The organism is Teichococcus coralli (assembly GCF_009829925.1).
GTDB lineage: Bacteria > Pseudomonadota > Alphaproteobacteria > Acetobacterales > Acetobacteraceae > Pseudoroseomonas > Pseudoroseomonas coralli.
The window spans coordinates 344,374-356,059 of the sequence record NZ_SNVJ01000002.1 but is presented as its reverse complement, the minus strand read 5'-3'; the positions used below and the strand labels follow the sequence as shown (position 1 = coordinate 356,059).

Here is an 11,686-nt window from a genome sequence, read left to right as displayed (position 1 = left end):
ACGCAGAAGCCGCACCGGTGGGCGCCGCGTCTGCGAGATCAGAGGAACCAGGAAGTAGGAATTCAGAGGCAGCCAAGGAGAGAAACCAAAAATTACAATCCATGGTTGCAGTACAAATTTTTGCTTCAATGTCTATTTTACTTAAACTTTGCTCGGATATCGAATGACGGCCTGCCTAGAATGGTGCAGCCAGCGCTTGGGCGGAAGGCACCCGTTTGGGCTGCCCCAGGGTTGAGGGTGTGAGCAAAAGGACCGCCCTAAGCGTCGCAGATGGCTGTTGCGAAGCGAAGGATCGTGCCATGCAAGCCACTACGCCTTTGGGAACATTGATCGACGTCCCGGAATCAGACGAGGATGACGCCGCGGTCTTCAATGCTGCCGACATCGCCGGTGCTGTGCAGCACTACAAGCGCGAAGGCTACGTGGTCATTCGCGGCCTGCTGACGCCTGACCTCTGCGACAGGGTCCGCCAAGGCTACCGGGACGAGGTGCGCCCGTCCAAAACACCGATCCTCCGCCAGAAAAACATGCGCTACGAGCGGAACCGCTTTGACGAAGACGGTTTTCTCGCCAATCCGATCTTCAATGCGCAGGACCTCGAGAGCCGGCGCTTCGGGAGCTTCAAAACGGCCGCGCTGGACGCCGTGACCAACCCCGGCGTCGCGGCGCTCACCGCCGCCCTGCTGGGAACCCCGCGCACCAAGGTCATCCAGACCATGTTCTTCGAGGCGCCTGCGGGCACCTGGGCTCATCAGGACAGCTATTACCAGGATAGCGGTGCCGGCATCGGCCGCTGCACGGCGGGATGGTTCGCGCTGGAGGACATCGATGCGGGGGCGGGGCGGTTCTATGTCTGCCCGCGCAGCCACAGGCTGATGCCGCTGCTGCGGAACGCAGGAGAGCTTGATTTCGCCACCGGGCACCAGCGCTACCAGCGTGCGGTGCTGGAAGCCATCAGGCGGTACGAGCTCCGCTGGCATGCGCCCTGCCTGCGCAAGGGCGACGTGATCTTCTGGTCCTCCCTGACGGTGCATGGAAGCCTGGGCGCCGAGCGGCGAGGCGTTTCCCGCACCTCGCTCACGGCGCACTTCCTGCCGGAGGCGGATGAGATGCTGCAGTTCCACACCCGCATCCGGCCGCAGAAGCTGCTGCCGCACAACGGGATGGCCGTGGCGCGCCTGCACGATCAGGACGAGTGGCGGAACCGGATGGTGCGGCTGGCCGCCTCCAGCGCGCCGCGCGCCTATGCCGTGGTCCGGAAGACCGCCATGCGCGCGCTTTTTGCGGTGGGAAAGATGCGCAAGGGGCAGCACGCCGCGCCGATCCTGCCTCCCGACGCCATCGCCTGACGGAGCGGCGAGCGTCCAGCAGGGCTGGCGGGATGGACTGGGGCCGGCCTCCGCCCGCCACGCTGGCGCCTTCATCTGGAGGCCGCCCGCGCCTCGGCACGGGGTTCCGCCTCCATGCGCCGCTCTCCTCCGCCGGATCCCGCTGCGGCGAGGCCTTCCGCTCTGCCTGAGGCTGGCCGCCGCGGGGCTCGCCTCGGGCTGGCGCCTCAGCGCAGGATGTAGTTGGTGGTGAAGGTCAGCGTCGTGCTGTTCTGCTGCTCCACCATCTCCGGCGGGAAGGCGGGCCCCATCTGGTCCCGGAACAGGGACAGGCTGGCGGAATCCAGCCAGCGCGAACCGGAAGAGGTGGTGACGCGCACGGCTGAGATGCGCCCGTCCTTCTCGACGGTGACACGCAGCACCACCGCGCCGTCCTCCCCGGCCTGAACCGCCGCCCGCGGATAGAACATCCGCCGCTGCACCCATTGCTGAAAGGCGCTGCCCCAGTCCAGCGATGGCTTGGCGCCGGAGACATAGGAGAGCGGCGAGCCGATCGTGGGGCTGTCGCGCCGCGGCATCAGCGAGCGTTCAGGCACGGACCCGATGGCCATGTCCACCTGCCCGCCCGGCGGCGGGCGCCGGCGGGGCGCCGGCTGCGGGGCCTGGAGCATGGGAATGCTGCGCCCAAGATCGACCGTGCCGGCAAAGGGCGAGGCAGGGCGCGGGGGTGCCGTCGGCTGGGGCGGCGGTGGGGGCGGCGGGTTCAGCTCCAGCGGTGTTGGCGCCGTAAGTTCCGGAGGCGTGTCCAGTTCCGGCATCGGCTCTGGTGCCGGGGGCAGGCTGGCCTCGGGTGCCTGCGGCAGTGGTGGCGCGGGCGCGGGCGCGGGCGCGGGCACAGGAGCAGGCGCAGGAGCGGGCTGCGGCGGTGCTTCCACGGGCGGGGGCGGCGCTTCGGTGGCCGGGGCAGGCGCAGGGGGCGATGCGGCGGCGGGCGGCGGGGGAGGCGTCGCGGGAGGCGCCTGCGCGTCCGGCGGCTCCTGCGGCGCGGGAGCCTCGGCGGCGGGCGCGGACGGCGCCTCCTGCGGCGGCGTCTGGCTCTCGAACACCACCTCCACGCCCTCCGACATGCCGGGCGAGGGCAGTTGCCGCGGCCGGCCCCACAGCACCAGCGCAACAAGCAGCGCCAGATGGAGCGCGAGCGAGATCCAGGCAGCCGGGCGCCGCCAGGAGCGGCGTGGCCTTCGTGGTCCGCCCGGGAAGAGGGGCGGGGCGGAGGCGGTCAGGCTCATGCGTGAGGGCGGAACGGCAAGGAGGGTGGGCTTTCGGTGGGCGGAGCCGCGAGCCTGCGGCCGCCACAACCTAGGCACTTCGGCCAGGCAGGACCAGGGCGGCGGGCACGGGCCCGCCCGGCCTTTCCGAATGTGGTGCTTTCCGCCGGGGGCGCATCTGCACTACATCCGGAGGGCCATGACCGTTCTCGCCATCCGTGACCTGACCATCCGCATCGCCGGCCGACCCCTGCTGGAAGGGGCCGAGCTGATGGTGGACCCTGGCCGCAAGATCGGGCTGGTCGGGCGCAACGGCGCCGGCAAGTCCACCCTGCTGCGCGCCATCACCGGCCAGTTGCAGCCGGATGGCGGCGAGATCCGCCTCGCCGCGCGCGCCCGCATGGCGCATGTGGCGCAGGAGGCGCCGGGCGGCAGCCAAAGCCTGCTGGAGACCGTGCTGGCCGCCGACACCGAGCGCGCCGGCCTGCTCGCCCGGCTGGAGACGGAACGGGATGGCGCGCATCTCGCCGAGATCCACGAGCGGCTGATCGCCATCCGGGCCGACAGCGCCCCCTCCCGCGCCGCCACGGTGCTGGCGGGCCTCGGCTTCGACGCCGCCGCGCAGGAGCGGGCGGTGGGCGAGTTCTCCGGCGGCTGGCGGATGCGCGTGGCGCTGGCCCAGGCGCTGTTCCTGGAGCCGGACATCCTGCTGCTGGACGAGCCGACCAACCACCTCGACCTGGAAGCGACCCTCTGGCTGGAGGGCTGGCTGGCCCGCTTCGCCGGCGCCGCGGTGGTGGTCAGCCACGACCGTGGGCTGCTGGAGCGCTGCGTGGATGCCATCGCGCATCTCGACAAGCGCCGGATCACCCTCTACCCCGGCGGCTACGACAACTTCGTCCGCATCCGTACCGAGCGCGCGGCGCAGCAGGTGGCGCAGAACGAGAAGATCGCCGCCCAGCGCGCCCATATGCAGGCCTTCGTGGACCGCTTCCGCGCCAAGGCCACCAAGGCGCGCCAGGCGCAGTCCCGCCTGAAGGCGCTGGAGAAGCTGCCGCCCATCGAGGCGGTGGTGGAGGACGCGCCCACCCGCTTCGCCTTTCCCGAACCCGCCGAGCTGGCGCCCCCCATCGTCGGCCTCTCGCACGTGGACGTCGGCTATGACGGGCGGCCCATCCTGCGCGGGCTCGACCTGCGGCTCGACCAGGAGGACCGCATCGCCCTGCTCGGCGCCAACGGCAACGGCAAGTCCACGCTGGCGAAGCTGCTGGCCGGGCGGCTGGAGCCGATGGCGGGCGAGATGCACCGGGACCGCCGCCTCAAGGTCGGCTACTTCGCCCAGCATCAGGCGGAGGAGCTGGACCTCTCCGGCACGCCGCTGACCCATATGCAGGCGGCGCTCGGCGCCAAGGCCACCGAGACCCAGTGCCGAGCCCAGCTCGCCCGCTTCGGGCTGGACGAGGAGCGCGCCACCACAGGCATCGGCGCGCTCTCGGGCGGCGAGAAGGCCCGGCTTCTGCTCGCCCTCTGCACCCGCGAGGCGCCGCACCTGCTGATCCTCGACGAGCCGACCAACCACCTCGACCTCGACGCGCGCGAGGCGCTGGTCAAGGCGCTGGCCGAGTTCGGCGGCGCCGTGGTGCTGATCACCCATGACCCGCACCTCGTCACCCTCGCCGCCGACCGGCTCTGGCTGGTGGCCGATGGCCGCGTGACCAGCTTCGACGGCGACCTCGACGACTACCGCGCCTTGCTGGCCGAACGCGCCCGCGCCGCCCGTCCCGCCGCCGAGGCCACCGCCACCCGCCGCGACGAGCGCCGCGAGCGCGCCGAGAACCGGCAGGCGCTCGCCCCCCTGCGTCAGCGCATCGCCAAGGTGGAGACGGAAATGGCGAAGCTGCAGAAGGAGGCCGCCCTGCTGGAGAAGAAGCTTGGCGACCCCGACACCTATGCCCGCTTCAAGGCCGAGGACATCGCCTGGGCCACCCAGCGCCAGGGCGCCATCGCCAAGCAGGTCGCGGCCCTCGAGGAGGAGTGGCTGGACCTGCAGGAGAAGCTGGAAGCGGCGTGACGCAAGGCCGGGGGCNGCAGGAGAAGCTGGAAGCGGCGTGACGCAAGGCCGGGGGCAGGAATTCCCCCGGACCCCCATCTTCTTTTTGCCGGTTCGATGCTGCGCGGCCGGGAAGCGCCTCCAGAGGCCAAGTGGTTTGCCAGCAAACCTTCTCGGCGGGCCAGGAAGCGGCTAAGTAGGGCGCAACAACAACGCTGGTGCCGGCGCGCCAGGTGAGGAGGCGTCCATTCCCCTGGAATGGAGACGCTGATGGCCTTGGCGACACCCCGCGCTTCCCGATTCGCCGAACTGGCCCTGTGCCTCGGCGCCCTTTCCCTCGGCGTCAGCGAGTTCGCGGCCATGGGCCTGCTGCCGCAGATCGCGGCCGACACCGGCGTGAGCATGCCGAAGGCGGGACTCACCATCAGCGCCTATGCGCTGGGCGTGGTCCTGGGGGCGCCGCTGCTTGCCCTGGCCTTCGCCCGCTGTCCGCGCAGGCTGCTGCTGGTCGGCCTCGCGCTGCTGATCGCCTTCGGCAACCTGGCCAGCGCCCTGGCGCCGAACTTCCTGGGCGCCTTCGCCGCCCGTCTGGTCGCGGGCCTGCCGCATGGCGCCTATCTCGGCACCGCCGCCATGGTGGCCGCCTCCCTGGCGCCGCCGGACCGGCGGGCCAGCGCGGTGGCGCGGGTCATCCTCGGCCTCAGCATCGCCAACCTGATCGGCGTGCCGCTCGCCACCTGGATCGGCCAGCTCGCGAGCTGGAGGGCGGTGTTCGGCATCGTGGCGCTGATTGCGCTCGTCACCGCCGCCCTGATCCGCCTCTGCCTTCCCGTGATCGGCGCCGGGCCGGGCATCGGCGTCCGGCGCGAGATCAGGGCCATGCTGCGCCCGCAGGTGCTGCTGGCGCTCGGCACGGCGGCCATCGGCTTCGGCGGCATGTTCGCGATCTACAGCTACATCGTGCCCACGCTGACGGAGGTGACCGGCATCGCCAAAACGACCGTGCCCATCCTGCTGGCTGTCTTCGGCCTCGGCATGATCGCCGGCAATATGGCCGGCGGCTGGCTTTCGGACCGCGGCGTGATGCGCGCCATCGGCATGATGCTGGCCCTGAGCGTGGTGGCGCAGTTCGGCTTCCTCTTCACGCCCTTCAGCCTGCCGCTGGTCACGGTCAACATCTTCCTGATCGGCGCCACCAGCATGGGGCTCGGCCCGGCATTGCAGACGCGCCTGCTGGACGTGGCGCCGGATGCGCAGATGCTCGCGGCCTCGCTGAACCACTCGGCCTTCAACCTTGCCAACGCGCTCGGCGCCTGGCTCGGCGGCGTGGTGATCGCGGCCGGCTTCGGCTGGACCTCGACCGGGGCGATCGGTGCGGTGCTCACCCTGGCCGGATCCGCGGTCTTCGCCGCCTCCCTGGTGCTGGAGCGATCGGAGACGGCCGCCGCCACCTTCGAGGCCTGCTGACGCGCCGGCCAAGCCGGGGCGCCCTCCGACGGGCACCCCGGCTTTCTCCTCACACCGCCTCGTCCGCCGGCAGGTCCGCCAGCTCGCCGACCGTGATCGGCTTGTAGGGCGCGCGCGGACGCAGCACCCCGGCCTCCTCCATGCTGATGCCGCGCGTCCCGGCGATCAGCGCCGCGACGGTGGTGCCGCACATCCGCCCCTGGCACGGCCCCATGCCGGCACGCAGATAGGCCTTGGCCTGGTTCGGCCCGGTGGCGCCGAGCCGCGCCGCCTGCCGCACCTGCCCGGCGGTGATCTCCTCGCAGCGGCAGACGACCGTGGCGTCATCCGCCGGCGCCAGCACGGTGGGCGCGGGGGCGTAGAGCCGGTCGAGGAAGGGCCGCAGCGCCAGGGCGCCGTCCCGTGCCTGGCGATGCGAGGCGGCGCGGCGGTCGCGCTGCTCGGCCGGGAGCTTGCCGACACGGTGCGCGGCGTCCAGCGCGGCCAGCGTGCCGCCTTCCACCGCCGCCTGCCAGCCGCCGATGCCGCCGCCATCGCCCGCGACGGCGATGCGCGGATGGCTGCTGGCGCCCCATTCGTCCAGCGTTGGCCGCCAGCAGAGCTGCGCGCCGTCCCAGTCATGCGCCAGCCCGAGCGCGCGGGTGATGTGGGTCGAGGGAATCACACCCTCATGCAGCAGCAGCGTGTCGCAACCGGTGCTGCCGCCGTCCCAGGTCACGCCGCGCAGCGCGCCGTCGCCCTCGGCGCGCAGGTTGCGCACGCCGCGCACCACCTTCATCCCGGCGCGGCGGGCCTCCAGCATCAGCGTGGCGCCCTTGGCCAGCATGGCGCGGCCGCGCCAGAGCCCGCCGGCCCGCATCGCCTCGCGCAAGGCGCCGTGCGGGGTGGTTTCCAGCAGCAGGGCAGGGGCTGCCCCGGCGCGGGCGAGCTGCGCCGCCAGTAGCCAGAGCAGCGGCCCCTGGCCGGCCAGCACGGTGCGGCCCTTGGGCACGGCGCCGGCCTGCTTGAGCAGGATCTGCGCCGCGCCGGCCGTCATCACGCCGGGCAGCGTCCAGCCGGGGATCGGCACCGGGCGCTCCTGCGCGCCGGTGGCCAGCAGCACGCGCCCCGCCGTGATCGTCTCGCTGCCGCGCGCGCCGCGCAGGGAGAGCAGGCCGGTCTCGGCATCCATGTGCCAGAGCGTGGTCTCCGGCCGATAGTCGATGTTCGGCATGGCGCGGAAGCGGCGGGCCAGGGCGGCGCCGTCGCGCGCGTACTCGCCGGTCAGCGCCGGGTCGGCGGCGGCGGCTTCCACCGCGCGGAAGATCTGCCCGCCGGGCGCCGCCTGCTCGTCGATGATGGCCACGGAGAGGCCCAGCCCGGCCGCCTCCAGCGCGGCGCTCATGCCCGCCGGGCCGGCGCCGATGATGGCGAGGTCGTAGGAAAGGCTCATGCCGCCCCCTCCGGGCGATAGGCCTCGCGCGCACCACGCTGCGGGCGGATCTGCATGCCCGGCCGCACCGTCACCATGCAGGACTGCCGGTTGGCCACCCCGTCGATCTCGGCGAGGCAGTCGAAGCAGATGCCCATCATGCAGTAGGGCAGGCGCGGCGCGCCGGTGACGGGCGTTTCGCGGATGGCGGGCAGCCCGGCCAGCAGCACGGCGGCGGCGGCGGAAGCGCCCTCGGGGACGCGGACCGGGGTGCCGTCCACCAGCACTTCCACGGTGGCGGGGCGGATGTCAGGCCGCTGAGCGAACATTGAAGCGTCTCGCGCTGAAGGGGGCCATTCCGGGCTCCAGGGCGCCGGCGGCGATCATCGGCGCCAGGCGGTTGGCATGGGTGCCGGCCAGCGTCACGCCGCTGTGGCAGTTGGCGGTGAAGGCGCCGGGGAAGCGTTCGGACTGGTCGTAGATCGGCAGCCCGTCCGGCGCCATGACGCGCAGCGCCGACCACGCCCGCACGAGGTTGAGGTTGGCGATCCAGGGGAAGGAGAGCACGGCGCGTTGGGCGATCTTGCGCATCACCTCGGGCGACTGGCCGAGGTTGAAGCCGGCATCCTCCTTGCTGTCGCCCAGCATCAGGGAGCCTTCCTCGGTCTGCCGGATGGTGGTGGTGGGCATGGGCAACACGGTCTGCGTGCGCTCCGTCACCAGGATCTGGCCGCGCTCCGGCCGCACCGGGGCTTCGAGCCCGAAGCGGGGGGCGAGGTCGGCGTTGCCCAGCCCGGCCGCCAGCACCACGCGCGGAGCGCGGTAGCGCTGCCCGGCGGCCTCCACGCTGAAGTCGTTCGGCGCGGCGCTGCTGCCTTCAACGCGGGCGTTGGGCTGGTAGGTGCCGCCGGCGCCGGTGAAGCCGGTGTGCAGCGCCCGCAGCAGGTAGAGCGGGCTGGCATGGCCGTCATAGGGCGTCCAGCTCATGCCGACGACCTGGGGGCCGAGACCGGGCAGCATGTCGCGCGCCTCGGCACCGCGGACCATGCGGTATTCCAGCCCGAAGTTGCCGGCCTCGCGCTGCAGCCGGGCCATGTACTCGCCGCGCTTCCCGAACTCCTCCTCGGAAAGGCAGAGATGCACGCCGCCGGGCTGCTGCAGCCCGGTGCCGATGCCGGTGCGTTCTTTTAGCTCCGCCGCCAGCTTCGGCCATTCCTGCGCGGAGCCGCGCGTCCAGCGCTGGTAATGCGGCGCACCGAGGCCCTTCGACTGCACCCAGACCAGCCCGAAATTGCCGCGGCTGGCGCGGAAGGCGATGTCGCCCTCGTCCAGCAGCAGGGTGGCGAGGCCCTGTCGCTGCAGGCCATAGGCGATGGCCGCGCCAACCAGGCCACCTCCGATGACGATGGCGTCGAAGCTCTGGCGTGTCATGCGCGGCGCTCCCCGGTCAGCAGCCGGTCGATGGGGTAGAAGCGGTCCAGCACCACCAGCACCACCGCTGTCACCGCGATCAGCGCGGCGGAAACGGAGGCGACCAGCGGGTCGGTCATCTGGTCGATATAGGTGAAGAGCCGCACCGGGAGCGGCGTCGCGCTGGGCGAGGCGAGGAACAGGCTCACCGTCAGCTCGTCGAAGCTGGTGATGAAGGCCAGCGTCCAGCCGCCGGCGACGCCGGGCAGGATCAGCGGCAGGGTGATGCGGCGGAACACGGCGAGGCGGCCGGCGCCGAGGCTCTCGGCGGCACGCTCGATGCGCGGGTCCAGCCCCGCCAGCGCCGCCGTCACCAGCCGCGCCATGTAGGGCACCACCACCACCAGATGCGCCGCCGCCAGCGCCACGAAGGAGCCGACCAGCCCGAGCCCGGCGAAGAAGCGCAGCAGCGCCACGCCAAGCACCACATGCGGGATCATCAGCGGCGAGGCGAGCAGGGCCATCAGCGCCTCCCGCCCCGGGAAGCGGAAGCGCACGATGGCCAGTGCCGCCGGCACCGCCACCAGGGCCGCCAGAGTGGCGGTGACGAAGGCCAGTTGCAGGCTGAACCAGAAGCTCTCCAGGAAGCGCGGGTTGTCGCCGATCGCCCACCACCAGCGCAGCGAGGCGCCGCCGAAGGGCATGGCCAGGAAGCCCTTGTCGGTGAAGGAGACCAGCACCACCACCACCAGCGGCGCCAGGATGAAGGCGATGAACAGCAGGTGGAAGCCGATGGCCACCGCGCCGTTGCGGTCGTTGCGCGGCATCTCAGCCCACTCCCAGGCGGCGCAGCGCGCGGCGCTCGACAAGGCGCGTCCAGAGCAGCGTCACGGCGAGGATGGCGAGCAGCAGCAGCACGGCGATGGCGGCGCCAAGCGGCCAGTTCAGCGTGTTCAGGAACTCCGTGTAGGTCATGCTGGAGACCACCTTCAGGCGCCGCCCGCCCAGCATGGCCGGGGTGGCGAAGGCGGAGGCGGAGAGGCAGAAGACCATCAGCGCACCGGCCAGGATGCCGGGCATGATGTTGGGCAGCACCACGCGGCGGAAGGCGGTGAGGCGGCCGGCGCCCAGGCTCTCGGCGGCGCGGGCGAGGGCGGGATCGAGCCGCCCCAGGCTGGCCCAGACCGCCAGCACCACCAGCGGCACCATCACATGCACCAGGCCGAGGATGATGGCGAACTCGGTGAACATCATGCGGAAGGGCGCGCCGGGCACGCCGAGCGCGCGAAGCCCCTGGTTGATCAGCCCGTTGCCGCCGAGCAGCACCATCCAGCCGAAGGTGCGCACCACCACCGAGACCAGCAGCGGCCCGACCACCACCAGCAGCATCAGCCCGCGCCAGCGCGGCGCCATCCGGTGGATGATCCAGGCCTCCGGCACGCCGATGGCGAGGCAGATCACGGTGACGATCACGGCGATGCGGAAGGTTCGCGCCAGCGCCTCCAGGAAGAGGGAGTCGGTGGCCAGGGAGGCGTAGTTGGCGAGGTCCCAGCGCGGGATGATGCCCTTGTCGAAGTCGAAGCCCTGGAAGCTGAGCAGCGCGATGCCGCCGAGCGGCAGCAGCAGCGCCACGCCCAGCGCCAGCACCGCGGGCGCCGAGAGCGCGGCGGGGGCGAAGCGGGAGGCGCTCATGCCACCGCCTCCAGCCGCCGCAGGCTGTGCGCGTCCCAGTCCAGCGCCACGGCGGCGCCCTCCTCGGCGGGCGGGGTGCCGGTGTTCTGCACCGTCACCAGCATGTCGCCGCAGGGGGTCTCCACCCGCACCAGCCAGAAGCCGCCGAGAAACACGCGCGAATGCACCATGCCGGGCAGGCCGGGCTGGCCGGCGGGGAGGATGCGCAGCCGCTCCGGGCGGATCGCCAGCGCCACCTCGCCGCGCAGCGCGGCGAGCGGCGCGGGGAGGGGGAAGCGGTGGCCGGCGGCTTCCGCCGCGCCGCCATCGAGCTTCGCCAGCAGCCGGTTCGAGCGGCCGAGGAAATCGGCCACGAAGGGGTCGGCCGGCGCGTCATAGGCGCGCCAGGGCGCGTCGATCTGCACGATGCGGCCGCCCTGCATGACGGCGACGCGGTCGCAGAGCGCCATCGCCTCCTGCTGGTCATGCGTGACCAGGATGGTGGTGACGCCGACGCGCCGCTGCACCTCGCGCAGCTCCACCTGCATCTCCTCGCGCAGCTTGGCGTCGAGGTTGGAGAGCGGCTCGTCGAGCAGCAGCAGGCGCGGCTCGATCACCAGCGCGCGGGCCAGCGCCACGCGCTGCTGCTGGCCACCGGACATCTGGCGCGGGAAGCGGTCGGCCAGATGGGTGAGGTGCACAAGATCCAGCGCGCGCGCGACGCGGGCTTGCCGTTCCGGCTTCGGCACGCGGCGCATCTCCAGCCCGAAGGCGACGTTCTCCGCCACCGTCATGTGCGGGAACAGCGCATAGGACTGAAACACCAGCCCGATGTTGCGCTTGCTGGCGGGAATGCCCGCCAGCGCGCGGCCTTCGAGCAGGATCTGGCCGGCGCTCGGCGCCTCGAAGCCGGCGATCATCTGCAGCGTGGTGGTCTTGCCGCAGCCGGAGGGGCCGAGCAGGCCCAGGAACTCGCCCTGGGCCACCCGTACCGAGACGTCGTGCACCGCCTGGACGGGGCCGTAGCTCTTGGCCACCCCGTCCAGCACCAGGAAGTCGCTGGTGGAGGCAGTCGCCACCC

General features: G+C 72.2%; 10 protein-coding genes. 3 read left to right on the top strand and 7 right to left on the bottom strand.

What is annotated here, in order from left to right:
- Positions 1-239 precede the first annotated feature (239 nt).
- Positions 240-1,349, top strand: a complete 1,110-nt coding sequence (locus E0493_RS03735; protein ID WP_160935561.1) for a phytanoyl-CoA dioxygenase family protein — start codon at positions 240-242, stop codon at positions 1,347-1,349.
- A 206-nt stretch (positions 1,350-1,555) separates the two neighbouring features.
- Here the strand turns inward: E0493_RS03735 and E0493_RS23690 are convergent, their stop codons facing one another.
- Positions 1,556-2,617, bottom strand: coding sequence for an energy transducer TonB (locus E0493_RS23690; RefSeq protein WP_160935560.1), 1,062 nt, complete (start codon positions 2,615-2,617; stop codon positions 1,556-1,558).
- 178 nt (positions 2,618-2,795) lie between these two features.
- Here E0493_RS23690 and E0493_RS03725 point away from each other — a divergent pair, with 178 nt between their 5' ends.
- Positions 2,796-4,667, top strand: a complete 1,872-nt coding sequence (locus E0493_RS03725; protein WP_160935559.1) for an ABC-F family ATP-binding cassette domain-containing protein — start codon at positions 2,796-2,798, stop codon at positions 4,665-4,667.
- Positions 4,668-4,916: 249 nt separating this feature from the next.
- Positions 4,917-6,113 carry an MFS transporter gene (locus E0493_RS03720; protein WP_235913565.1) on the top strand — a complete coding sequence of 399 codons (1,197 nt, stop codon included), beginning with the start codon at positions 4,917-4,919 and terminating at the stop codon, positions 6,111-6,113.
- 49 nt (positions 6,114-6,162) lie between these two features.
- Here E0493_RS03720 and E0493_RS03715 read toward each other — a convergent pair whose 3' ends face one another.
- Genes E0493_RS03715 through E0493_RS03690 form a run of 6 tightly spaced genes read right to left on the bottom strand, consistent with a single transcriptional unit; the run spans position 6,163 to position 11,684 of the window.
- A complete protein-coding gene (locus tag E0493_RS03715) occupies positions 6,163-7,545 on the bottom strand; it encodes an NAD(P)/FAD-dependent oxidoreductase (RefSeq protein WP_160935558.1) in 1,383 nt (460 codons plus the stop codon).
- The gene (locus E0493_RS03710; protein WP_160935557.1) at positions 7,542-7,853 is read right to left on the bottom strand and encodes a (2Fe-2S)-binding protein; all 312 of its coding nucleotides are present in this window, start codon (positions 7,851-7,853) and stop codon (positions 7,542-7,544) included. Before E0493_RS03710 ends, E0493_RS03715 begins: the two co-directional genes overlap by 4 nt.
- On the bottom strand, positions 7,834-8,955 hold the full coding sequence (locus E0493_RS03705; RefSeq protein WP_160935556.1) for an NAD(P)/FAD-dependent oxidoreductase: 1,122 nt from the start codon (positions 8,953-8,955) through the stop codon (positions 7,834-7,836). The genes E0493_RS03710 and E0493_RS03705 overlap by 20 nt, the downstream gene beginning before the upstream one ends.
- Entirely contained in the window at positions 8,952-9,761 is an 810-nt protein-coding gene (locus tag E0493_RS03700; protein WP_160935555.1) for an ABC transporter permease, read from the bottom strand. The genes E0493_RS03705 and E0493_RS03700 overlap by 4 nt, the downstream gene beginning before the upstream one ends.
- A 1-nt stretch (position 9,762) precedes the next feature.
- Entirely contained in the window at positions 9,763-10,626 is an 864-nt protein-coding gene (locus E0493_RS03695; RefSeq protein WP_160935554.1) for an ABC transporter permease, read from the bottom strand.
- The gene (locus E0493_RS03690; protein WP_160935553.1) at positions 10,623-11,684 is read right to left on the bottom strand and encodes an ABC transporter ATP-binding protein; all 1,062 of its coding nucleotides are present in this window, start codon (positions 11,682-11,684) and stop codon (positions 10,623-10,625) included. Before E0493_RS03690 ends, E0493_RS03695 begins: the two co-directional genes overlap by 4 nt.
- Positions 11,685-11,686: the final 2 nt, after the last annotated feature.

What these genes read in the sequence shown, in the direction of transcription:
- E0493_RS03700 (WP_160935555.1), bottom strand. Translation starts at nt 9,761, where the DNA reads ATGCCGCGCAACGACCGCAACGGCGCGGTGGCCATCGGCTTCCACCTG.
- E0493_RS03695 (WP_160935554.1), bottom strand. Translation starts at nt 10,626, where the DNA reads ATGAGCGCCTCCCGCTTCGCCCCCGCCGCGCTCTCGGCGCCCGCGGTG.
- E0493_RS03710 (WP_160935557.1), bottom strand. Translation starts at nt 7,853, where the DNA reads ATGTTCGCTCAGCGGCCTGACATCCGCCCCGCCACCGTGGAAGTGCTG.
- E0493_RS03720 (WP_235913565.1), top strand. Translation starts at nt 4,917, where the DNA reads ATGGCCTTGGCGACACCCCGCGCTTCCCGATTCGCCGAACTGGCCCTG.
- E0493_RS23690 (WP_160935560.1), bottom strand. Translation starts at nt 2,617, where the DNA reads ATGAGCCTGACCGCCTCCGCCCCGCCCCTCTTCCCGGGCGGACCACGA.
- E0493_RS03725 (WP_160935559.1), top strand. Translation starts at nt 2,796, where the DNA reads ATGACCGTTCTCGCCATCCGTGACCTGACCATCCGCATCGCCGGCCGA.
- E0493_RS03705 (WP_160935556.1), bottom strand. Translation starts at nt 8,955, where the DNA reads ATGACACGCCAGAGCTTCGACGCCATCGTCATCGGAGGTGGCCTGGTT.
- E0493_RS03715 (WP_160935558.1), bottom strand. Translation starts at nt 7,545, where the DNA reads ATGAGCCTTTCCTACGACCTCGCCATCATCGGCGCCGGCCCGGCGGGC.